Origin of the sequence: Acinetobacter sp. BIGb0196 (assembly GCF_011759595.1) — a bacterium.
Taxonomy (GTDB): domain Bacteria; phylum Pseudomonadota; class Gammaproteobacteria; order Pseudomonadales; family Moraxellaceae; genus Acinetobacter; species Acinetobacter guillouiae.
In genome coordinates this window covers 899,273-923,637 of sequence record NZ_JAAOZA010000001.1, presented here as the reverse complement: position 1 = coordinate 923,637, position 24,365 = coordinate 899,273, and the positions used below count along the sequence as shown (strand labels likewise).

The window sequence follows — 24,365 nt, the reverse complement described above, 5'->3', positions numbered from 1 at the left end:
GTCATGAAAATCCTCGTAAATCCGCTTATCGAAAAAAAAATCGTGGCGATCAAAGCACCATTATGGAGGCGATTGTCTTCTGAGCAGGTCTATCGCTTGCTCTCATTCCTTTCACCCATCTTGGCGTTACTGGTTTGGCAATTGATTAGCTATTTACAGATTTTTCCAACCCAAATTTTAGTGCCACCTATAACGGTATGGCAGACATTTCTTGCCTTGTTGCAAAGTGGTAAACTACAACTGCATTTAAAAGATAGCCTTTCTCGACTGCTGATGGGTTTTTCAATTGCGGCCACCTGTGCGATTTTGTTTGGCATTGCCTATGCATCTCTCACCTCTTTCCGAAATTACACTTATATTTTGTTCAATATCCTTTATCAAATTCCAATCTTTGTGCTTATTCCTATTTTTATTTTGGTTTTTGGCATTGGTGAACTATTTAAAATTTTACTGATTATTAAAGCCTGTTTTTTTCCAATCGCACTCACAACAGCGGATGCTGTTAGAAATATTCCTAAAAAATATATTGAATTGGGCCAGATCTACAAACTAAAAACTCCAGCATGGTTGAGATACATCATCATCCCTTGCATCCTCCCACCATTAATCGGTGGACTGCGGATTGCTCTAGGTCGTGCTTGGTTGATTTTGGTGGCCGTTGAATTACTTGCTGCAGGCACTGGCATTGGTCAAATGATGGAGCTCGGACGACAAATGTTACGTTTAGACGTTGTCATGGTCGGAGTTTTTATTACAGGAATCATTGGTTTTGCTTTAGATAAAACTTTACGTCAGCTCGAACAATATCTTGTATCACCTGCATTGAGTTCAAGGGGGAAATAATGTCACAGCATCCACTGAACTTAAAAAGTGCTTTTGCGCAACCACTGATCTTGATCAAAGGTCTGCTGCTCCCGCTCCTTTTACTGGCTTTATGGCAATACAATTCAAGTTTAGGCGCCAGTCATGCCTATGCATTTGTGCCTTTACAGAAGGTGTATTTTGCTTTTATTCAGCTGCTTGAAACAGGTGAATTATGGTTAAACACATGGGGAAGTCTTAAAAAAGCTGGATTGGGGTTTTTACTTGGCTCGACAACAGGGCTACTACTCGGTGCCTTACTTGCCTATTCAAAAATTTTAAATGCCTTGGTTTCACCATTATTTAATAGCATTCGCCAAGTACCCTTACTTGGTTTAACCCCATTGATTGCACTGTGGTTTGGCAATGGTGAGCAGGCAAAAATCTTTATTATTGCGCTTGCTTCTTTTTTCCCGATGGTGATTAACAGCTTTCAAGGGCTAAGTCATTATGACCAGAAATACAGTGAAGTCGCTCGTATTTACAAATTATCTTTTTGGCAGGAATTTAAAAAAATCCGTTTCCCTCAAGCTCTCCCATATATTTTAACGGGGTTGAATTTAGCGGTGCCTTTTACATGGATTACCACAACTGCCAGTGAGCTGTTATTCAATGCTGGTGCAGGCTTAGGCAATTTAATGATGAAAGCTGAAATCAATGCCGAAATGGATATTTTGTTGGTGTGTGCAATCACGGTCACCCTCAGCGGTATTGGCATGACGCTTTGCATTCACTTGATTTCTAAACGACTACTGCAATGGCGTGTTTAACTGAATCACCCATCTCATCAGGATATTGATATGAGCTTTTCCTTACTCTCGATTAAAAAACTCAATAAATCATTTTATCGAGATCAACAAACTTTCACCGTATTAGATGGTATTCATCTCGATATTCAACAAGGAGAATTTATTTCTATTGTCGGAAGCAGTGGCTGTGGTAAATCGACCTTGTTGCGCTTAATTGCAGGATTAGATAAAGACTATCAAGGTGAGATTTTACTGAATCAAACACCAATACAAGGGACAGATTTAAAACGAGGTTTAATTTTTCAGGAGCACCGTCTATTGCCTTGGCTCAGTGTTTCCGAAAATATTCATTTAGCGCTCGAAGAAACCGACTTAAGCCGTGCCGAAAAAAATGCCCGTGTGGCAGAACATCTTACAATGGTGGGTTTAAAAGGTTTTGAAAATGCTTATCCACATGAGCTATCGGGTGGTATGGCGCAGCGGGTAGCGATTGCACGAGGCTTGGTTAATCAGCCTGATATTTTACTTTTAGATGAACCCTTTGGTGCTTTAGATGCAATTACACGTAGCCATCTGCAAACTGAATTACAACGTATTTGGCAAGATCAAAAGATCACCATGATTCTAGTTACACATGATATAGAAGAAGCGGTTTATCTGGGTGATCGCGTGATCGTAATGTCTGCTCGACCAGGAAAAATTAAAGAAATCATTCAAGTTCCTTTGACCCATCCAAGACATAAAGACAGCGAATTATTATTTAACTATCGTAATCAAGCACTCAATATGCTGGACCATAGCGCATAATGAAATCGAATATTCATCGATATAAATATTATTTAGAAAATATATTCAAGCATGATATTTATATCAACAAGTTTTAAATTATTAAGGAAATATGAAATGGGTTTATCAATTTGGCATATATTATTATTTGCCGTGATCGTTATTTTATTATTTGGTACATCAAAACTTAAAAACTTAGGTAAGGATTTAGGTGGTGCAATTAAAGATTTTAAAGACTCGGTTCATTCTGATGATCAAAAACTGTCTGAAACAAATCAGCCTAAAGAAATCCATCATCTCGATTTAAATAAAGAAAAAAACACTAACCGGTGAGTACTAAATCATTATGTTCAATATCAGTTTTGGTGAACTCTTGGCTTTTGCTGTTATTGCACTGATTATATTGGGACCTGAAAAGCTCCCTCAAACATTAAGGGTGGGATTACTTAAATATAGAGCCCTTAAAAATAATCTTAACAAAATCCAGCTAGAGTTAGAAAATGAACTGGAATTGCTTGAACTAAAAAGGATCATGCAAGAAGAGCTGCTCAAAATAAAACAAAACGAAGAGCTGCTCAAACAGCAGCTTGCACAAATGCAACACGAAATCCAAAGTGTACATAGCGCTGTTGCTATAGCACATCAAGCGCCCCCTTATCCCACACATGATTATGTTTATCAAATCTCTGCGCGTGAATTAAAAGTACCCTTTTTAATTTACACAACATCATCCAATATCTTGCGTGAGGATCAAGCTGCATGACCGAACAAATACTCAGTGAAACACTCACTGAAATGAAATATAGCGAACATTTAAAAGAGCTTAGAAAGCGTTTGATCTATAGCATTGCTACAGTCTTAACTATTTTTTTACTATTATTGCCCCTTGCACAACACAATTATCATTTTTTGGCTCAACCCTTAATATCCCGATTGCCTAAAAATTCAACCATGATAGCTACAGATGTGATGAGTACATTTTTAGCGCCCTTTAAACTCAATATTTATTTTGCAATTTTATTGGCGATTCCCTTTATTCTTTATCAATTCTGGCGCTTTATTGCACCTGCTCTATATCAAAGTGAAAGAAAATTTGGCATGGCGCTTGTGCTCTCCAGCATCGGTTTATTTTATCTTGGCATCTTATTTGCCTATTATTTGATTCTGCCTTTGGCGTTAAACTTCTTTGTCTTAGCTTCACCAGATAATGTTTTACCGATGACTGATATCAACAGTTATCTTGATTTCTGTCTCAAGCTTTTTCTGGCTTTTGGTATCGCCTTTCAAATCCCTGTACTGACCTACATTCTTATTTTTATTGGTATTCTTTCTATTCAACAATTGGAACATTACCGTAAACACATCATTGTTTTGTTTTTCTTTATCGCAATGTTTATTACACCCCCTGATATTTTTAGCATGCTTGCACTGGCAGTACCAATGTGGCTTTTGTTTGAACTTGGTTTATGGATCACAAAAATGACCAGCCCAAAATAAAACATCCATGGGTAAAATGGATGTTTCTATTGCACAGCCCAATTAAACAATTTCATTTTTATTTGGTAATAAATTATATCTTGATAACAAATTACGTAAAACATTGCGCGACAGTCCTAACATTTTTGCAGTCTTAACCTGATTATTCCAGCAACTTGAAAAAGCGGTATTGACGATTTTATCTTCAATGATGTGCCATGCTTCACCATCATATTCTTGAAATAAACGCTTGAGTACATCCTCAAACTCTTGAATCAAATCATTATCTGGTAAAACGCTTGAGCCACCCTCCTCTGAAAACCTTAAATGTTCAATATCAATGGTTTTGCCACCACTGATGAGCAGTGCATAATGGATATTATTTTCAAGCTCACGGATATTTCCTGGCCAACTATAGTTGAGTAGTGCATTTCTGGCGCGATCACTGATGTTGGGTTTCGGCGTAATCATCTTTTGCGAATAGGAGTTTAAGAAAAAATCCACCAAAGGCAAAATGTCACCCTTACGCTCTCGCAATGGTAAAATATTTAGCACAACCACATTTAGGCGATAGTATAAATCTAAACGGAATTTATTTTCCGCGACAGCTTTACGCAAATCAACATGTGTACCAGACAAGATGCGTACATTAATCGGGATCGGTTTACGTCCACCGACCCGAACAACTTCCTTTTCTTGCAATACACGTAACAGTTTTACTTGCAAAGACAACGGCAACTCACCCACTTCATCCAAGAACAAAGTTCCGCCGTCGGCTGTTTCAAAAATACCAGGGCGTGTCTTATGCGCACCCGTAAATGCGCCTGCTTCATAACCAAACAATTCAGATTCTGCAAGTGTTTCAACTAAAGCACCACAATTGACAGCAAGAAACGGCTTATTTTGGCGATCACTTTTCAAATGAATTTCACGTGCGATTAATTCTTTACCTGTACCTGATTCACCTTGGATGATCACACTGGCAGAACTTGGTGCAATGGTTTCAACTTGGCTTAATAGCTTACGAGAGTTTTGATCAGAAAATATAATCGCTTTTGCTCTTATTGGCTTAATTGGCACACCATTATCAGGCAAGGTAATTACTTTATAATCATTATCCAAATAGGATTTCATAATTAACCCTTTAAATAGCTGAGGAGGATATTAAAATAGAATAGTACAATTCTATTACAAAGCTGATAAATAATAATTACAGATATTTAATCCTAAATTTATATATTGAATGATTTAATAGGCGTTTTTGCTTATGCATTTATAATCAATATATTTCTATTTTTATGCAATGTTGCTTTTTAAACAATATGTCTGTCAATTGATCATATATAAACAGCTTACAATAATATTTTTGAAAAAATTATATATTTTATCTCCCCTCTCTATTTGGCACCTATTTTGCTCTTTTATTTAAAATTTACAGCATAGGTTAAATGATGAGCATAGAGTTTGTGGGTATGGTTTTTCCAAATCAATGGTCTGAAACCAAAGGAACCCGAATTGGTCATAAAATTGATCTCGAATATTTACGCTATCATGCTCGTGCACATGAATATGCAGGTTTTGATAAAGTTTTAATCGCCAATGGACCAAGTAGCCCTGATAGTACCCAAATCGCAGCTTATCTGGCACAACAGACTGAACGACTTGGATTTATGATTGCACATCGCCCTGCGCTGATGACGCCTAATCTGGCTGCACGTTCCTTTGCCACACTGGACCATACCACTGGCGGAGGACGCATTCGTTTACATGCCATTACGGGAATTACCGCTGAACCGCAAGAAGGTGATTATATTGTTGATAAAATTCAACGTTATGAACGCACGGGTGAATATCTAGATATCATCCAAAAGCTTTGGAAAAGTGAGCAACCGATTCACTATGAAGGCAAATACTTTAAACTGGAAAATGCTTTCTGCCCTTTAAAACCGGTCAATGGAACTTCTATTCCGATTTCATTCGGTGGTTCTTCGGATATTGCCTACGATATCGCAGTGCGTCATGCAGATCTTTATTCGCTTTGGGGTGAGCCTTTAGCGGGCGTGAAAGAGCAGATAAATAAACTTAAAAAGGCAGCAGAAGCAGCCAATAAACCCCAGCCGCAGGTCAGTTTATCAGTACGTCTTATTATTGGGCCAACAGAACAATTCGCATGGCAACGAGCACAACAAATTTTAGCTGATATTCAGCAAAATCCAACGTTCCAAAATAATGGCTCACTTTCGGGACATAAAATTAAAGGCGTAGGTTCACAACGGTTACTGGCAGCAGCACAACAAGGTGATCGCCATGACCGAGCCTTATGGATGCCAACTGCAAGCGCAGTTGGGGCCTATGGTGATACCACCGCCCTTGTCGGAACGCCTGATACGATTATTGCCGCATTACTTGATTATGTAGATCTGGGCGTCACCACCTTTTTAAATCGTGGTTATGATCCAATTTACGATACTGTGGACTATGGTCGTTATATTATTCCTGCGGTACGAGCTGAGGCGGCCAAGCGAAACAAACAGATTGCCTAAGTCCTCAAGCTAAATAAAAACCGCTCATTTAATCGGATTGAATGAGCGGTTTTTATTGCTTGCTAATTTAAGGTCTTGTCATAACCATGAGCATCATTATGAGGGATGGTTATTTTCTTCTGATTTTCTATTGTAAATCTGGTTTGCAAATGGACTGAATCTTCTCCCCTGCAATCACCTTTTTGGCAAATGGAACAGAATCTTGTAGGGAAGCATTCACTGTCTCACTATGTCCCAATCCATGATACAAATGCCCTTCAACGACTGTACCTGCCTTACATGCATCCGCCACCAACTTCATTTGATTACGTGCATCTGGTGTACGATCATTTGCCCCAGTGCCAATAAATAATGGATGATTGATTTTTAAGGTCGGGTAATAACCATAATCATTGGATTGTTTTTCCTGTAATTTTTTATAGATCGATGGTGGATTCGCCTTATAGGCTTGCGCAGGTGAAAGTCCTGCTGTTTGAATATCTCCCATAAAACTGGTCAAACAGGCATTTCTTGCTTGTTCCACCAAAGGCACTGCTTCAGCGGTAAAAATATCTTCAGTTTTGATTTCAGGAAATAAGCTTTGTGTCACTAAAAAACTATAAATACCATATGCTAAGGATGGACTGACTTCATAAGGATTTAACTTTAACTGATTCTTTTCAGCTGTTGCCTCTGGGTCCTGATAAATCACCCCTGTGCCAATAGATCCTTTAATATTTAACTCTGGTGCATAGGTTGCTGAATAAGCTGAAGCTGAAACAGCCCCTGCCCCACCTTGAGATTGCCCCACAATAACAAAACGATTTGCTAGAGGTAATTTCGTTTTAAGCGCAGCTCGACCGCTGTCTAAAATACTATAAGCAAGCATTGGATTATTGATCAGCAAGTGCGGGCCAGCCACACCAAGTCCTTCATAGTCAGTTGCTACTACAGCGAATCCTTCTTTTAACCATCGGTTTAAATATTGTACATCTCGATAAGATCGTCCATTCCAAGAAGGTGCGCAGGCATCTGCTAGACCAACCGTACCATGTGCCCATAACACAACAGGCCAACCTTCTTTCGGTGGCGTACCTTTAGGAAGATGTACTGTCCCAGAAACCACAATGGGGGTCTTACTATCCCGTCCACTTGTTGAACTATATAAAATACGAATGGCCGTACTATCATTGTCCAAACTGATATAAGGGTTGCTGATGTCCTCTGTCTTTAAGAGTTTTCCAGCTTGTTCTGGAATCGCAGCTTTCCATGTATAAAATGCTGAAACACGTCCATCCCCATAACGATCTTCAGGCTGAGGGGCTTGCTGGGCATTTGCCATTCCAGCAGACGTTAGTATGCTTGCGACAAAAACGGATTTAACCACATTAGATATAAAAGTATTTTGCATTTTCATGACCTTGAAACCTATTTAAAAACTGTTTTAAAAAATTTATTTTTTAATTTAAAAGTCGTAACTTACACGGCCATATAAATACGTTCCAAAGGCACCTTCTGGCGCATTAAAACTGTATTTGACGATGTTCCCTACAGATGAGTCTTTAGCTTTGTCTGGGTAACTGTTAAATAAATTATTTGCGCCCAGATTGAATTTTAGCCCTTTTACCCACGCATCTGCTTTGTAGCCAAAGTCCAAATCAGCAATCCATTGCGGATCAAAGGTCTGATCCAATGAAGTATTGGTATTATTTAAAGTAGTCCATTTATCATAACGACGGACTGCGGCATTGATACTCCACGCTTGATTTGACCAAAGTGCCCCCAATGCTAATTTGGTTTTTGGCGCTGTAGATTCAATTAGGCTTTGGGTATTTCGACCAGCAATACTGGAGACTGGAATTCGCTCACCTTTTGCAGTGATTGAGTCTCGGCTGTCAGTGATTTTATTTTTATGATAAGCCAAACCTAAATTCAGCTTTAACTTGCCATATTGTTCAAGATCAAGATCATGTTTTAATGCGAACTCCAAACCACGTGTTTGCGTATCTAATAAATTATTAAAAAACGCCACATTGGCAATATTTGCATACGGCGTATTTGCAAAAGCATTATTGATCACGCTGCCAGTAATATTGTCAGAAAGTAAAATACGATTTCGAATATCGATTTGATAAAGATCTAAAGTTGCAGAGGTATTGATAAATGGTTTGAGTACCAAACCTAAAGAATAATTGGTCGATTTCTCAGGCTTAAGTGAAGTTCCACCAATCAGTAAAGCCGCTTCACTTCCCGCAACTAAAGTCCTTTGCTGTACATCTTGCCAACCTGTCGGAGTTTGCACCGTTTGTACACTATAAGCGGAGTATCCTTGCTGGGCTAATGACGGTGCGCGATAACCTGTATTGACAGATCCACGAAGAGTCAACTGCGGAGATATATCATATTTGGCAAAGAGTTTGCCGTTGGTTGTCGAACCAAAGTCTGAATATTTTTCTGTTCGAATAGCAGCACCAACATTTAAATCTTTTACAATATCGGCTTCGAGATCCAAATAAATGCCGTACACATCTCGACTAATTTTGCGTTGGTCTTGATCTGTAATACCCGCGTATATACCTGGGATACCCGTACCTAAAGCCGTACTTGGATTAAAATAGGGTCCACGGGTATAAGCAATGGGGTCGCCTGCATTTTGTTTATATTGTTCCCAACGGTATAGCGCTCCCGTCGAAACAGTCAATGGACTGGCTAGACCATCAATTGCAAAATCACGACTATAGTCCAGTCCTGTATTGAGTTGGGCAAAAATGTTTTCCCCTAAATCATAATGAGAGGGTGAATCTGCACCATAACTTGGGTTAATGCCATTGCCTTGTTCAGTGCTGACTTTGTTTTGTCCATAAGTGGCATACAGGTCATATTTTCCTGAAGTCTGGTTGCCTTGTTTAACCCCAAACGTGGTCGCAAAATCATCCACACTGACTAAACTCAAAGGTGAGCGTCCATCAGGATAACGTTGCTTAAAATAAATGGATTGATTCAGTACTGTTTTGGTGGTTGGAGGTTCATAAAAATTTTCCCCGATGGTCTTACGATGCCCATAACTACTAAAACCATACAAGGCAATTTCATCAGTTAAAGGTAAATCTAAATTCGCAGTGATATTGATTTGGTCTTTTTGTTCAGGAGAACCAAATTTCCAAGTTCTAAATGGTGTGTTCTGCTCGGTATATTGGGCTTGGGTTGAACCATCATAAAATGTTCGCGTATCTGGTGCAGTATTACTTGCAGCTTCACGCTTTCCTAAATCTACGGCAACAGTTAAAGCACCATCATTGGGTAATTCAAAGCCTTTCCAAAGATTGATTTTATGCTGTTCACCATCCCCTTGTGTATAGCCTCCAGTTTGATAACTCACGCCACCACCATGATCACGCGATTTCAATATAATGTTAACCACGCCCGCGATCGCGTCAGAACCATATTGAGCTGCGGCACCATCTCGTAAAATCTCTATACGTTCAATGGCACTAATCGGGATTAGGCTTAAATCTGTTACCGCAGCACCTCTCCCCCCAGCATACGCTTGTCGAGTGAAGTAAGCCGCTGTATGGCGACGTTTACCATTGATCAAAATTAAGGTTTGATCTGCAGATAAACCTCGCAATGCAATACTCGGCGGCACCGATGCACCGAAACCACCCGCAGGTGATGTTGGTAAACTCACTGACGGCGATAAGCGTGTTAATGCAGCTGCAAGATCACCTGCCCCTGTTTCTTGTAGTTCTTTGGCTGTCACAATGTCTACTGGAGCAGGAGCCTCTAAAGCACTATTGATAGCTCGCCGAGAACCCGTTACAACAACTGATTGCAATGTCACGACATCCTCTTTTTCTGATACAGGTCTTTGTTCATTTGCCAAAGTGATTGAGGCGGTAAGTGTACTGAACGCAAAAACAGAAGAATGAAGAATGAATTGAGAAAAATATGTACGCATATAAGCTTCCTTAACGATCTGCCCCGATATAGCAAAGCCAATGCCAAAATTTTTATTATTGAATATCAAAAACTTGTCATTAAAAATAAAAAAATCATTGTTTATATTTAAACAATGATTCGAAAAAATGTTTATAAAACCACAGATTTGCTAGTGGCGCATAAGCTTATACAAGTTGATTGTGTAAATAAGATTGATACAACTGATAGTAAGATTGTTGTTGTTGAATCAGTTGTTCATGAGCACCTTGTTCCACTACAGCCCCATTCTCAATCACCACAATTTTGTCTGCTTCTTGAATGGTACTTAAGCGATGTGCGATCACAATACAGGTTCTATTTTTACATAAGCGTCGAAGGGCATATTGGATTTTCTGTTCCGTATAAATATCAATTGCAGAGGTCGCTTCATCTAAAATTAAAATTTTAGGATCAGCCAAATATGCACGTGCGAGACAAACTAGTTGGCGTTGCCCATGACTTAAATTTTTTCCGAGTGTTCCAACTTCAGTAAAATAACCATGAGGAAGCTGTCCTAGAATATCATCTGCACCAAGTTCTTCAATCGCCCGAATCAGTTGTTGATCCGTAGCTTCGGGTTGAATTAAACGTAAATTGTCTAAAATTGTGCCGCTAAACAAGACATTGTCCTGTAAAACAATACTGACATTTTGTCTTAAACTGTCCAGATGGATATCCTGTATCGGATAACGGTCTAAGAAAATCCCCCCCTGCTGAGGCTCATAAAACCGTGTCAGTAACTGAACGATCGTGCTTTTACCATGACCTGTCGGCCCCACGATCGCAACCACCGTTCCAGCTTCGATCTCTAAATCAAAATTTTGTAAAACAGCTTTGGTGGTATAAGCAAAATGTACAGACTGAAAACGAATATGCCCGTTAAGTTGCCCTAATTTCAACGCATGTGGTGCATCTTGAATGCTAGATTGGGTATCTAAAAGTAGAAATATCCGTTGTGCACACGCTGCACCATTGGCATAACGCTCAAATAAATCGGTCAATTCCTGTAAAGGTGCCAAGAATAAAAACACATAAAAAATACTTTCGGCAAACTGTCCAATACTGATGACACCTTCACTATAAGCATAACTTCCAATCACAATAAAAACTGCGGTTGCCACTGTCGAAAGCAATCCAGTAAATGGGGCAAACCAGCTGGTCCGCTTACTTCCATAAATAATAGAATCATTAAAATCTTTTAAGAGTTGCTGATAGCGCTGTTGATTGGTTTCACTATAATTCAATTGCTGAATAATTTTGGCGCCATTTACCGTTTCAACCAAATGTGCAGTAAATCGACTGCGTTCTTCGGCAACCCGTCCCCAATGCCGTTGTGATGACTTTTTAAATATTGCAGTCATTGTCAATAAAATCGGCAAAGTTGCAAATAAACACCAGAAAAATGGGGGATAGATATGCCACAAAAGCACAGATGCTAATCCGCAACGTAAAATCGCAGAAAGTAGTTCAGGTGGTCCTTGTATCAATACTGGTTCTAAAGTATCCACATCACGATCCGCTCGTGAAATAATTCGGCCGGCTTTAGTTCGATCAAAATAACCAATATTTAAAGCTTGAATATGTTGAAATAATGAACGTCTTAGATCATTAATGACGCTTAAAGCCGCTTTTCCAGACAAGTATTTTGATATACCCGCTAATCCAAAACGACACACCCAGCTGAATGCCAGAATAGCAATTGCTATAAAAAGTACTGGCTGATACAACACCAGTTTCCCAGCCACTTGCTGAAATCCAGAATCTAAAATGTACTTGACTGCCCATGGACGTACAAAGATGCTCAGCACTTGTAAGATCTCTACTGAGATCATGGCTAGAATTAAATAACGAATCGGATAAAGCAAAGGAATGAGTTTTTTTAACATTCCGCGATGTAGCGCGGTTTTAGCTAAGTTTTCTTCGATCTGCAGATCAGAGATTTTCGCCAGCGGACGGAAATTTTTAACCGTGGTATTCATGCTTGAATCTCCTGTTGCGCTTTTTGAAAACCCATCAACTCCCGATAAAATACGCAATGCTGGAGCAATTCTGTGTGGCTCCCTTGAGCAAGAATTTGTCCCTGATCTAATACGATAATGCGATCTGATAAAGAAATCGTGGTCTGTTTATTTGAATTGATCAGAATGGTTCTTTTGAGCTGATTTTTATTGTCAGCCAAGCCTGATAAACGCTGTAACACCTGTTTTTCTGTAGTGGAATCTAAAGCACTGGTTGAATCATCAAGCGCCAAGATTGGCGAGTTTTTTAAAATTGACCGTGCCAGTGCAATCCGTTGTTTTTGCCCTCCAGATAAGGTGACTCCCTTGTCCCCTATTCGTGTCTCCAGACCAGCATCGAGTCGCTGTAACAGTTCAGATGCTGAAGCCAAATGCAATGCGTCTCGCATCTCCTGTTCAGTCGCATCCTGTTTGGCTATTTTTAAGTTATCCGCCAAAGTTCCTGAGAAAAAGAAATTATCTTGCGGAATAATCTGAACCATATGACGTAAGTTAACCAAACTAAGATCTTTAAGATTGAGCCAACCGCGTTGATCTGAACCAATCCAGACCTGCCCTGCGGTTGGATCGATAAAACGATTGAGCAAGTTCATCAGTGTGGTTTTACCCGCTCCAGTTTTCCCTACAATGGTGACGATTTCACCTGCTCGGAATTCAACATTACACTGTTTTAAAATATACTTTTCTGTGCTTCGATCCTGAAAACTGACATTTTCCAGTCGAATATTTAAACCTTCATCCCCATCAGCATCCCCTTGTAGTGGCAAAGCATGTGCAGCATCTACAATTGCCGATTTCTCATCTAGCATTTGCCATATTCGAGTTGCCGATGAACGTGCATCTGCAAAAATATGTAAGACCTGTCCAATACTTTCAATACGAAACACCAATAAATTTGCCATAAGTACAGCAGCCACAAATTGCCCAATCTGTAATTGATTTTGTCCAATTAAGTAACCACCAAACCCAATCACCCATAAGTAGGAACAGGCAATAATCATTTGAGGAATCGGTAAGCGTTGTGCACTGGTGCGAATAGTTTGAATGGAATGACGAATAAAGCTATCAACCGCAGCATTAAAACGTTGTAAGAGCTTTTCCTCAAGTTGAAAGGCTTTGACCACTCGAATGCCATTGACGCTTTCAGCCAAAGTATCACTGACTTTTTCATAGGCATAGGCAACTTGATGATCCAGCACCACCAACTGATTGGTCAGTTTAAACAGCACAGCTAGGCCTAGAAAAATAAAAATAAGCGGGACGATCCCCAACCAAGGATGATACCAACACAACAATCCAACTGTTGCGGCGACCACTAGACTGGATTCAAACACTTGTCGCCAAAAATTAATTAAAGCTTCTTTTAATTTATCTGAATCTCGGGTGGTTCTTGATAAAACTTCACCTAATCCGTGTTTCCAGTGCCATGAAACATCTAAATGCTGGACCTGGCTAAAGATTCTTTCTCTTAAAATACTTAACAATTGCTGTCCAATCGTCAAGGCACTTAAACCCGCTAAATATTGAATAATGGCACGAAGTAAAGCGATACTCGTCAGTAGAATAAACCAAAACCACGGATTTAACGGATCTGTAAAAGCATGTTGAAATAAACTTTCAGGTTGGCTGTGTTTTAGCGTATCAATCGCATGTCCGATTGAATATTGCTGTAGTGCTAAGCCAAAATTGGCAAGGACAAATAATGTTGCCGTCAATACAAAGCGAAATGGCATAAAACGATATAAGGCCAAACTTCGCAACAGTGGATAATTTTTAAACATAAAAATAAAACAACAACTAAAGATCTATAGCTGACTGCGAGATCTATGCCAAATTTTTCAAAGGCATAAATATTTTAATCCACTGTTTTATATTATTTTTTTAAAAAACATGTTTGATGAGATGTTTGATTTAAAACATCCGCACTTGTTATCTGTTGTTATTGCAACAATATTTGATATATCAACATCATAAAAATAGATATTAAAAATATATTTTAAATATCAATAAGTTAAACAATGGCATTAATATTGCTTTAAAGCATTCAAATCACAACAGGATGTCACAATGACAACACTTCAAACGCAACCATTGAATACACTTTGGTATACACGCTGTCCAGTTCCTACAGGGCTCGGAATCTCGATTCAAAAAGGCTGGCTAAAAGAAAAATTTATTGAGCAACAAATTGAAATTAAATCAATTCGTGAATCGAACTCAAAAGAGGTTCGTAACTCACATTTTAACCATACCCTTGCCAATTCAGTTCGGCATGGTGGCAGTATTCCTGCAATTTGGGCATATGCTTCTGGACAAAAAACCAAAGTCATCGGTTTATCTTGGGCAGATGAAGTCCAATTACTGCTGACTCGATATGATTCCCAAATTAAGACGGTTGAGGATCTAAAAGGTAAACGCTTTGGGCTCCCACTGAATCAAGATGTCATCATCGATTTCTCTCGTGCTCAAGCCATTCGCGGTTTAGAAAATGCATTAAAAACAGTAAATCTTAAGGTCAGTGATCTGGAACTGGTGGATTGTCTGCGTGCTGATATATTAGTGGCGCAACAGCAAAATCATACCGAAGAAAATGATGCGAGTTTCTTTAGCAATCGTAATAAACTGAGCGCAAGTGCAGAGATTGTGGCTTTAATCAAAGGGGATGTCGATGCCATCTTTTTAAAAGGCGCACATGCAGCACAAATTGCCCATGATTTTGCCCTGCATACCATTATTGATATTGGTTCACATCCCGACCCTATCCTACGTTCAAATAATGGTACCCCTCGAACACTAACTGTGGATGAAGATTTTCTATCGCAATATCCACAACAAGCTCAATCCATCGTCGATGCGGTTTTACAAGCTGAACAATGGGCGCATGTGCATGCAGATGAAACTCACCGCTATCTGGCTAAAGAATGTAATAGCAGTGAACAATGGGTCCATGCAGCTTATGGCGCAGATGCACATCTCAAGCTGAATACCAATTTTGATGAAACATCGATTATTGCCTTACAAGACCTTAGTGACTTTCTCTATCGCTGGAAGTTTATTCCAGCTCAAATCAATGTTCGTGAATGGCTAGCACAAGACATTGCTATTCATGCACAAGTGGCTTAACAATACGAAAAAATAAAAGGTTGTCGTGATGACAACCTTTTATTTTTCAGCTTCCAAATTTAAGGCATCGCCTATACAAAAGCTTCTGACTATTCTCAACGCACAAAACGCTGCTTCTCACCGAAAAAAATATGCGATTAAGTACTGCCTCAAACAGTTGTGGATGAGGTTTCCGAATAGCATATTTTTGTCGAACTCAAATTATGACTTAAATTTGGTCACATTTTCAGCCTGTTTCTTTAAAAGCACAGAGTTATATTCACCAGGTGGAATATTATTTAAATAATAATTTCCAACATGATATAAACGCCAACGAATCGGATCATGTGTGGTATGTGTACGAGCATTACGCCAGAAACGATCTAAATTCCATTTTGACAAAGTAGAGCTTGCTCCAAGTAAGCCAAAAATTTCACTGGAAATTTTCAAAGATGCATGGTCTGACTGACTCCGTGTGGCAGCCACAGATAAAATCAATTCAGTTTGTAAGGCTTCATCTTCCAGATTGGTTAAATGTTGCTCAAAAATCGCTGCTGAGCGATCTAAAAGTGCTTCTGCTGAACGGACCAAAACTGCAAACTCGCCAATTTGCTTAATGATATGCGGTTCCTGTGTCGGGGAGTCGACACCACTTTCCACCCAAGGACGAGCATTTTGTTGCAAATAATCAATCCCCCCTTCAAGTGCACCTTTAGCAATACCTGTATCCATAGCTGCATGCAAAATCTGAGGCCAAGTTAAACCTGTGCGTAGCACTGTCCCTAAACCACCAGTATTGCGCTTTGCAACATAACGTTCATCGACAACAACATCTTTAAAATTGACTGTGCCACTGACACTATTGTTTTGCCCCATTGCATCCCAATCATCGAGCAGTTCTACCCCATGCGTATCACGATGAATCAAGATCGAAACAGGTCCATCATCACTGCCTGCAAATAAAGAGATCCACTCGGCCAATAAAGAGCCTGTGGAATAAAATTTACTGCCATTTAAGATTAACTGCCCTTGTGAATTTCTTTCTACACGGGTCTTATGCTGAAATTTATCTTTTCCGCCCACTTCTGCGAGTGCATTGCCTAAACGTTTACCACTCAATACATCACGCAATAATTGATCGCGAATATCATCCTCATAACCCGTTAAAATTCCTCGAAACATGGTGAAATGGATTTGTAGAAGTTGCCCCACACCACCATCTGCAGATGAAATGATCTTTACCACATTAACCAAAGTAGTAATACTTGCGCCTAAACCACCAAATTGTTGAGGAACAATAATCGCTGTCAGACCTGCTTCTGAAATTAAGCGGGCCTGTTCATAAGGAACACTTTTGTTATATTGAGGATCTTGAGCAAATTCAGTCAGTTGTTTTGCTACTGCCTTGGCAATATCCAATGCTTCTTGTTCACTTTGAATATGTCTTATACTGCCCAATTCTAAAAAATTGTGTTGCTGAATATCGTTCATTTTAACTCCGGAAAATCTCTTGTTTTTTATGCACAGATACGCTGTGCTGTAGTCTTAAATAAGCTTGGTGCATGTGTGAGCAAAGTTTTGGTATACCCATGTTGCGGATGACTCAGTACTTGATCGGTTTCACCGTATTCCACCAGATGGCCATTTTTTAAAACGGCAACTCGATCAGCAATTGCTCGAACTACCCCAAGGTTATGGGTCACAAAAAGTAAAGTTACGCCTTGCTTTTGCAGTTGTTGCAACAGTTTTAAAATAGATGCTTGTACTGACACATCTAAAGCAGAAGTAATTTCGTCGCAAATCAAAACATCAGGCTGACATAATAGCGCTCGTGCAATCGCTACACGTTGCCGTTCTCCGCCAGATAAATCTCTTGGGTAGAGTTCTTGAACCTGTGGAGGAAGCGATACTTGTTGAAGTACCTGAACGACCTTTTGTTGAGTTTCTTGCTGAGATGTAGCAAAAAAGTGCTGAACCACTTTAGTGAGTGTCTGTCCTATGGTATGTGCTGGATTCAAGGCTTTATATGGATTTTGAAAGATATACTGCAGTTTATGTCGTTGTGTTAACTGACGTTTTTGTCCCTGCAAGGACAATACTTCATCTGCTAAAATCACCTGACCTTCTGCATTTTCATTCAGTCCTGCAATCACTCTAGACAGTGTGGTTTTACCTGAACCAGACTCCCCGACTAAGGCCAAACATTCTCCACGCTGTATTTGAAAAGAAACATCGAAAAGTGCTTGTTGCTGGCCATACCAAGCATTGATATGTTCTACTTTAAGCAGTGCCTGTTGATCTGTTTTTAATTCAATCAGATGCGGATCAAGCTCTTGAAAATTGATCACACCCATTTCATCCCAATGATGACAAGCAACAAAATGTGGATCAACTCCTTGAGATAACAGGGTTAATTTCGGTTGCTGTTGATGACATAATTCGCTAGCGAAAGTACATCTTGCGGCAAAGGCACATCCTGTTGGACGGTCATTCGGTGAGGGTGCATGTCCTTCGATGGGGGATAAATATTTACGAATCGACACATCGGGGATGGCATTGAGTAAACCTTGAGTATAAGGATGTTTTGGCGTTTCAAATAACTGACTTAATGCGGCATCTTCTGCAATCTGGCCTGAATACAGGACGATTACGCGATCTGCAATATCTTTCACCACAGTCAAATCATGTGATACATAAATTGCTGCAACATTATATTCGCGACATAATTTACGAATAATATTTAGCACTAAAGTTTGGGTTGTAACATCCAATGCTGTTGTCGGTTCATCCAAGACAATTAAGCGAGGCTGTAACAAAAATGCCAATGCTAATAAAATCCGTTGTTGTTGCCCGCCGGAAAGCTGATGAGGATAGCGTTTTAAAAACACATCATCCTGAGGCAATCCCACTTCATCTAAAATTTTAGCAACTTTATGATTTCTTTCACTACTGGATAAGCGTGATTGATGGACTTCTAATAACTCAAGTAGATGCTGTCCAATTGTTAATGCTGGATTTAGTGCCGTTCCCGGATCTTGGGCAACGTGACTGATTTTATAACCTCGAATTTGACGCAAAGCGTGATCGTCAAGACTGAGGATATCTTGTCCATCCAGCGCAATTGTGCCTTGAATAATTTTGGCACCATGTCGTGCATAGCCCAATAACGCACTCGACAATGTGGTTTTACCTGAACCACTTTCTCCCACCAACCCAAGGACTTCGCCCTCGTTTAAATGAAAAGAAATATTCGAAACCACATGATTGCCTGTGTTGACCAATGCCACCGTTAAGTCTTTTACCTGTAGTACCGTATTCTTTAAAATCTCTGTCATGGTTACTTTTCCTCAATCCGCGCTGCGGCACGCCCTACACCTTCAGCCAACACATTGGTTCCCAGCGCAAACAAAGCAATTAAAATCACCGGTGCAAATACTGCCCACGGTTGAACCAATAACCCAGCACGATTTTCATTAATCATCAGGCCCCAATCGGCTGCAGGAGGTGCGATACCATAACCAAGAAAAGCCAGACCAGATAACATGCCAACAGCCCACGTCAACATCACCCCAAGATGAATTAATAAGGGTGTCAGCATATTGGGTAGGATTTCACGGAATAAAATATAGCTTTTCGAATAACCTAAAATTTTGGCGGCCTCTACATACTCTTGCTCAACCAAATTTAGCGCAACACTTCGTGCAAGACGTACTACCCCAGGAATAAAAGCAATCGAAACAGTGAGCACAATCAGCCATGGCTCACGCCCTAACATCGAAACGATTAATAGCACTAAAATCAGATCAGGAAATGCCATAAAAACATCGGTAAGCCAAGTCACAAACTGGTCAACTTTATCTCGTGCAAAAGCAGCCAATATGCCTAAACTGGAACCAATAATTAAAGCCACCAAACTGGCAGCGAGGGTCATCCAAATAATTGAAACACCACCCGCTAATACACGAGACCAAACATCATGCCCAATATAGTCATAGCCAAGAAAAGCTTGTGCTTCAGGCGCACCATAGGTCATGCCCACTAATGCAGTTGGTTCAAAAGGAACCAGCACTGGGCCAATAAGCGCAAATATCAAAACTAAACTTGTCACCACAAAACCAAAACGGACTTGTCGCTCAGAAATCAAGGCTTTAAAAAACTTACGTTGATACCAATGAAGTGTACTCATTTCCCCTCTCCTGAATTGATATTCTTCAAGGCATTACGGCGATCGACAGGCTTTACCGTAATCGGTCGGCCAGATTTCCATAAACGTAATGCCTGACGTAAACCAGGTGAGCGGGCTTTATGTTTTTTTGCAGTGCGTATTTTCGGTGTGAGTAAAGTGGTCATTAAGTCTGCAATTAAATTGACCACCACCACACAGATGGTCAGCAATAACACAATCGCTTGAATGGTAGGAATATCCCGCATTTCAATTGCTGCATTCAATGCATTGCCAATTCCGGGATAACTAAATACAACCTCGATAATTAAAGCCCCACTGAGTAAAACCCGTATGGTCAATGCCGTGCCTTGTACCACAGGCACTAAAGCATTAGGTAAAACATGCTTCCAGATAATGCGACGCTCTGGAATACCGCGTAATCGTGCTGAAGTGACATAATCAGACTCTAAGGCATCGATCATTGAGCCTCGCACAAGACGCATGAGATAAGGAATAAGCGATAAAGCTAACGTTAAAATGGGTAAAATTAAAAACTCTAACTGGCTAAACGGAGACTGCCCAGGAATCAGCAATGATGCAGCGGGTAATACATGCAAGATCGAAGTTGAAAATAACATCATCAGCCAAATGGCAATGACAAATCCGGGCACTGCTTTAAAAATAATCGAGCTAGATACAATGATTCGGTCTAGTTTGCTATCACGACGTAGCGATAACAAAACCCCAAGTAAAACTGAAATCGGTACAGTGATTGCCACCACCAAGCTACTCAAAGCAAGCGTATTACCAAAATAGTTTTGAATAATCTGTAACACAGGTACATTAGAATCAATTGAGCGTCCAAAATTACCTTGTAATAATTGAGTCAGCCAATTCCAGTATTGCACCAATATCGGTTGAGTCAGCCCCAATTGTTCACGCAGTATTTGAACCGTAGCTTCTGGTGCTTCTGGCCCTAAAATGACCCGCGCAGGGTCAGATGGAAGCGCTTGAGTCGCGATAAATACAATTAAACTAATCACAAAAATCACCAAAATTCCTGACACGATACGGGTCAAAAACCAAGGTAACCATGCAGGAAATTCAAACGACTTGGCGATAGCTGGATGTTGAATCGAGCTTTCAATTTTGCTGGCTTGAGTCGTCATCATCACTCCCCTTTACGCCAAAACTCATCAGTTCGCCATGCTGCAAAACCGGTTCGATCAGGTGTTACACCACCAATCTGATGAGAATGTGCATCTAAAACATTGTTAAAACCCCAAATCAGTAAGCCACCTTGTTCATGCTGAATTTGCTGTGCCTCATGCACCAGAACTTTGCGTTTTTCCAGATCAGGCTGTTGCAATGCGTGATGCACCAGCTCAGTAAAACGGGCTTGATTAAAACGGGTTTTGTTATTGGCTGCACCGGGTCCATCAATCTGCAATACCGTCAATAAAAATGGACGAGAAACATTTGAACCTGTACTCAATGCCCAATCTTGTTTGACTGCATCTGCAAATGTTGCAGCTTCAACTTGTTTAACGTTTACGATCACGCCAGCTTGCGCTGCATGTTGCGCAAACACCAAAGCGGCATTGCTATCTGGTCCTGTATATAAATCAACTTTTAAGTTTTGATCAAAACCAGCGGCTTTTAATAGTGTTTTAGCTTTGGCTAAATCTTGCTTACGCTGTGGAATTTCATGGTTATAAACAGGATCACTAAATGAATACAGATCGTTGGCAATTCGCCCTTGTCCCGCCAATGCCCGTTTCACTAAATCATCCCGATTGGCAATCAAACGAAATGCTTGTCTGACACGAGGATCATTAAACGGTGCTTTAGTGGTATTCATGTCAAAGGATTGCCAAGCATCTGTTTCAGATGAAACAACATTCAGTCGTTTATTGGCTTGAATCAAAGATAAATGCTCGGCACTAATACCCGATGCAATATCAATTTGCCCTGATTGCAAAGCAGCAAGACGCCCGGTTTGGTCTTTAAAATCTATAATTTCAATGGCATCTGCATAAGGCTGATTGTCTTTCCAATAATTTTCAAAACGTACGAAACGGGAACGTTGACCTGGGGTAAAACTTTCCAGCTTAAACGGGCCTGCTCCGACGACATTCTTGATTGGGTCATAATCTGTTGGAACAATACCGCCCCAACTCATCCATGCTTCAGGTAGGGCTACTAAGCCTTTGCCTTGAGCAAATGGAATTTCAACGGTGTAATCATCACGCTTTTTAATCGCATCGCGCTGTAATGAATACAGATAAGCAGCAAAGGGAGACGCCAGTTTAGGATCGGTCAAACGACGTAAAGAGAAAATGACATCATCGGCTGTAATGGTTTTACCATGATGAAACTCAAGCCCTTTCTTTAACCGAATCGTCCATTTAGTGCCATCCTCATTGGGTTCTGCAAATTCAGCAAGCGCCAATTTAGGTTGAATATCTCGCCCCCACTCCCATAATTTGGCATATAACGGCCAACCTCTAAAGGCACTCGACATTCCAATCGGCTTATGGGCATCTAAATTTCCAGCTTGATTACCATTAATCACCCCAATTTTGATCACTCCACCTTTTTGCGGTGTGGTATGCTGGCTTGTATGTGCAGCAGCTTCATTTGATGCTGAGGAATCGGAACGAGAACACCCGATCAGGCTTGCTGCTGCAATCGTACCTAGACCTAAACCAGTATTTTTAATTAATGCTCTGCGCGTAATTTTACTCATAGGATTCTCCTTTTAAACCACAGTTTCTTGATTCAACAGAGAATCTACAGAGGAGCGATTTTTTAACTTCGGTAACTCAAAACCATGATCGAGCTCAAGTAAAGGAAACAACAAGTCTGCAACACGGTAAACTTCAGTGATTAAAGGAAAACCCGACAAAATAAATGCAGATATACCGTAGCTTTCATATTCTTGGATACGTTGAGCAATATTTTCAGCGCTCCCGACCAATGCGGTCCCCGCAGCGGGATTTAAGATATCAAAGCCAAACAGTGATGGCCCTGTCCAAATATTTGGATAAATTTCAAAATCTTTAGCTTGAGGTAATATCCCCTGACGTAAACGTTCTAAATTTTTTTGAACAATCGGGTTATTACTTTGATAGCTTTCAAAAGTTTCATTGGGTGGAAGCTGACGTTTTACTGCTTCAATCGCATAATTCACATCAATTTTATCGAGTAGAGACTGCGCGTATTGCCACGCTTCTTCTTCGGTTTCACGAACAATAATTTGTAAGCGAGTTCCATACTGCAAAGTTCGCCCAACTTTAGCGGCTTCTTTTGCAACCTTACTGAATTTTTCTCCCAGCAGCGGCGGTGTGTTGGCAAAGCTTAAATACACATCCAGCAATTCCACTGAATGTTGTACCCCTTTCACTGATGTGCCAGCTCCCCACAGCGGTACGCCTTGTTTTTGGGTTGCCCCATGCCATTTTGACATCGGTGAAGCACCCTCTTGACGTGGAGCCACTTGAATAAACTCACCCTGAAAACCAGATTTATCGCCTAAATAATTCTGTTGAAATGTGCTCCAGTATTCTTTACTAAAGTCATAGCGTTCATCATGTGAATAATGAATACCCAAAGCGGCAAGTCCCTGATCATTGCCATTGACCACATTAAACAACAAACGTCCCTGAGAAAAGGCATCAAAAGTTTGTGCATATTTGGCTAAAACTGCGGGTTGAACTTCACCTGGATGCTGTGCAACCAAAAACTTCAGGCGTTCAGTAAAAGGAATTAAACTTGCAGCAACCGCCAGTGTTTCATACTCACTTGTACCCATGAGCGAACCGTAAAACCCCAGACGATCTGCGGTAATTGCAATTTGTTGCAAATGTTCATAATCGGTATCCCAGCGTCCCGACTCCAACCAAGGATAGGGACCATCAGGAGAGGTGAGATACCACAAAAGTTTTACAGCCATAATATTCTCTATATTTGTTTTAAATCATGTTTCTAATGGAGTGGAAGTAATCCCAGTGATTTTGCTTTTTCAGTCAATCCGCTCATTTTCCACTGTTGCTGTAACACCCCTTGCCCATATTCACGACTTCCTCCAACCAGTTCTGCTAACAGTTGAATTTGAGCACCTTCTTCAAGCAATAAAATAAATTCAGCAGTTTCCTGTAGACCTTGACGCCCCCAAACTGTGGCACCGCCATTGGCTTCCAAAATAGCCCGATGCTCAATATCAATCTTGAGTTGATCTAAAATGAAATCGACTTCTGCCTGACGGCGATCGATATAAATCGGTAATTCATTAAATAAATGAAAACGCTGAACAGGCACATATCGAATCGGTAGGGTTCGGTGTGTTTGGGCCCAAGCACCTAAATTCGGTGCATGTACATGAGAGATTGTGGTGACATCTGCATGTTCACGAAACAGTTTGTTATAACGGCCACCAGCACCTTTTCGTCCCAATAAAACTTCACCATCAAGCTTCTCTACCAGTACTTTGCTTTTTTTATCTCGTGACCAAGGCCCTGCATAGTTAAAGGTCACCAAGGTATTCTCAGGGGCGCGTTCAACAAAGTTGACCGTGCCATTGGCAGTGATTGTGCCCGTCTCACGGAACACCTCAAATGCAAATTCAGCTTTTTCACGGTTGCGTTCAATAAAATCATTGAGTTCAGGGGAAAGTGGCGATTGAATCAGTGTAGTCATGATAAATATC

The 24,365-nt window shown here is 40.3% G+C and carries 20 protein-coding genes; 8 read left to right on the top strand and 12 right to left on the bottom strand.

All coding sequences use genetic code 11. The annotated features are described in order from the left end of the window. The first annotated feature begins 3 nt into the window (after nucleotides 1-3). The 6 genes from FHR28_RS04230 (at nucleotide 4) to tatC (ending at nucleotide 3,893) form a co-directional block, all read left to right on the top strand. The gene (locus FHR28_RS04230; protein ID WP_166782003.1) at nucleotides 4-843 is read left to right on the top strand and encodes an ABC transporter permease; all 840 of its coding nucleotides are present in this window, start codon (nucleotides 4-6) and stop codon (nucleotides 841-843) included. Next, on the top strand, nucleotides 843-1,631 hold the full coding sequence (locus FHR28_RS04225) for an ABC transporter permease (RefSeq protein WP_004717492.1): 789 nt from the start codon (nucleotides 843-845) through the stop codon (nucleotides 1,629-1,631). Before FHR28_RS04230 ends, FHR28_RS04225 begins: the two co-directional genes overlap by 1 nt. 30 nt (nucleotides 1,632-1,661) lie before the next feature. Further along, nucleotides 1,662-2,417, top strand: a complete 756-nt coding sequence (locus FHR28_RS04220; RefSeq protein ID WP_004717493.1) for an ABC transporter ATP-binding protein — start codon at nucleotides 1,662-1,664, stop codon at nucleotides 2,415-2,417. A 96-nt stretch (nucleotides 2,418-2,513) separates the two neighbouring features. After that, the gene (locus tag FHR28_RS04215) at nucleotides 2,514-2,729 is read left to right on the top strand and encodes a Sec-independent protein translocase subunit TatA (RefSeq protein ID WP_004823388.1); all 216 of its coding nucleotides are present in this window, start codon (nucleotides 2,514-2,516) and stop codon (nucleotides 2,727-2,729) included. A 13-nt stretch (nucleotides 2,730-2,742) separates the two neighbouring features. Beyond that, the gene (gene tatB / locus FHR28_RS04210) at nucleotides 2,743-3,159 is read left to right on the top strand and encodes a Sec-independent protein translocase protein TatB (protein WP_004823389.1); all 417 of its coding nucleotides are present in this window, start codon (nucleotides 2,743-2,745) and stop codon (nucleotides 3,157-3,159) included. Then, entirely contained in the window at nucleotides 3,156-3,893 is a 738-nt protein-coding gene (tatC, locus tag FHR28_RS04205; protein WP_105713536.1) for a twin-arginine translocase subunit TatC, read from the top strand. Before tatB ends, tatC begins: the two co-directional genes overlap by 4 nt. A gap of 42 nt (nucleotides 3,894-3,935) precedes the next feature. On the opposite strand, the gene FHR28_RS04200 is transcribed toward tatC, so the two are convergent. Then, nucleotides 3,936-5,006 carry a sigma-54 interaction domain-containing protein gene (locus tag FHR28_RS04200; protein WP_004717502.1) on the bottom strand — a complete coding sequence of 357 codons (1,071 nt, stop codon included), beginning with the start codon at nucleotides 5,004-5,006 and terminating at the stop codon, nucleotides 3,936-3,938. A gap of 317 nt (nucleotides 5,007-5,323) precedes the next feature. Here FHR28_RS04200 and FHR28_RS04195 point away from each other — a divergent pair, with 317 nt between their 5' ends. After that, nucleotides 5,324-6,415: an LLM class flavin-dependent oxidoreductase gene (locus FHR28_RS04195; protein WP_166782002.1), complete on the top strand. Its 1,092-nt coding sequence runs from the start codon at nucleotides 5,324-5,326 to the stop codon at nucleotides 6,413-6,415. A gap of 127 nt (nucleotides 6,416-6,542) precedes the next feature. Here the strand turns inward: FHR28_RS04195 and FHR28_RS04190 are convergent, their stop codons facing one another. From FHR28_RS04190 to FHR28_RS04175, 4 genes are all read right to left on the bottom strand, one after another. Beyond that, complete coding sequence (locus tag FHR28_RS04190; RefSeq protein ID WP_171527300.1) at nucleotides 6,543-7,805, bottom strand: lipase family protein; 1,263 nt, start codon at nucleotides 7,803-7,805, stop codon at nucleotides 6,543-6,545. A 54-nt stretch (nucleotides 7,806-7,859) separates the two neighbouring features. Further along, nucleotides 7,860-10,352, bottom strand: a complete 2,493-nt coding sequence (locus FHR28_RS04185) for a TonB-dependent receptor plug domain-containing protein (RefSeq protein ID WP_004717507.1) — start codon at nucleotides 10,350-10,352, stop codon at nucleotides 7,860-7,862. Between the two features lie 166 nt (nucleotides 10,353-10,518). Continuing rightward, nucleotides 10,519-12,351: an ABC transporter ATP-binding protein gene (locus tag FHR28_RS04180; protein ID WP_166782001.1), complete on the bottom strand. Its 1,833-nt coding sequence runs from the start codon at nucleotides 12,349-12,351 to the stop codon at nucleotides 10,519-10,521. Next, nucleotides 12,348-14,171, bottom strand: a complete 1,824-nt coding sequence (locus FHR28_RS04175; RefSeq protein WP_166782000.1) for an ABC transporter ATP-binding protein — start codon at nucleotides 14,169-14,171, stop codon at nucleotides 12,348-12,350. Before FHR28_RS04175 ends, FHR28_RS04180 begins: the two co-directional genes overlap by 4 nt. 286 nt (nucleotides 14,172-14,457) lie before the next feature. Between FHR28_RS04175 and FHR28_RS04170 the strand changes: the two genes are divergently transcribed. Further along, a complete protein-coding gene (locus FHR28_RS04170; RefSeq protein ID WP_166781999.1) occupies nucleotides 14,458-15,513 on the top strand; it encodes an ABC transporter substrate-binding protein in 1,056 nt (351 codons plus the stop codon). A gap of 201 nt (nucleotides 15,514-15,714) precedes the next feature. Here the strand turns inward: FHR28_RS04170 and FHR28_RS04165 are convergent, their stop codons facing one another. From FHR28_RS04165 to FHR28_RS04135, 7 genes are read right to left on the bottom strand one after another with little or no spacing between them, the layout of a single operon-like run. Beyond that, entirely contained in the window at nucleotides 15,715-16,983 is a 1,269-nt protein-coding gene (locus tag FHR28_RS04165) for an acyl-CoA dehydrogenase family protein (protein ID WP_004823398.1), read from the bottom strand. Nucleotides 16,984-17,009: 26 nt separating this feature from the next. After that, a complete protein-coding gene (locus tag FHR28_RS04160) occupies nucleotides 17,010-18,827 on the bottom strand; it encodes a dipeptide ABC transporter ATP-binding protein (protein ID WP_166781998.1) in 1,818 nt (605 codons plus the stop codon). Nucleotides 18,828-18,829: 2 nt separating this feature from the next. Beyond that, on the bottom strand, nucleotides 18,830-19,678 hold the full coding sequence (locus FHR28_RS04155; RefSeq protein ID WP_166781997.1) for an ABC transporter permease: 849 nt from the start codon (nucleotides 19,676-19,678) through the stop codon (nucleotides 18,830-18,832). Then, complete coding sequence (locus tag FHR28_RS04150) at nucleotides 19,675-20,826, bottom strand: ABC transporter permease (RefSeq protein WP_166781996.1); 1,152 nt, start codon at nucleotides 20,824-20,826, stop codon at nucleotides 19,675-19,677. The genes FHR28_RS04155 and FHR28_RS04150 overlap by 4 nt, the downstream gene beginning before the upstream one ends. A gap of 2 nt (nucleotides 20,827-20,828) precedes the next feature. Continuing rightward, nucleotides 20,829-22,406: an ABC transporter substrate-binding protein gene (locus tag FHR28_RS04145; RefSeq protein ID WP_004717524.1), complete on the bottom strand. Its 1,578-nt coding sequence runs from the start codon at nucleotides 22,404-22,406 to the stop codon at nucleotides 20,829-20,831. Nucleotides 22,407-22,418: 12 nt separating this feature from the next. Continuing rightward, nucleotides 22,419-23,612 carry an LLM class flavin-dependent oxidoreductase gene (locus tag FHR28_RS04140; protein WP_166781995.1) on the bottom strand — a complete coding sequence of 398 codons (1,194 nt, stop codon included), beginning with the start codon at nucleotides 23,610-23,612 and terminating at the stop codon, nucleotides 22,419-22,421. A gap of 32 nt (nucleotides 23,613-23,644) precedes the next feature. Then, on the bottom strand, nucleotides 23,645-24,355 hold the full coding sequence (locus FHR28_RS04135; protein ID WP_004717530.1) for a class II aldolase/adducin family protein: 711 nt from the start codon (nucleotides 24,353-24,355) through the stop codon (nucleotides 23,645-23,647). Nucleotides 24,356-24,365 lie beyond the last annotated feature (10 nt).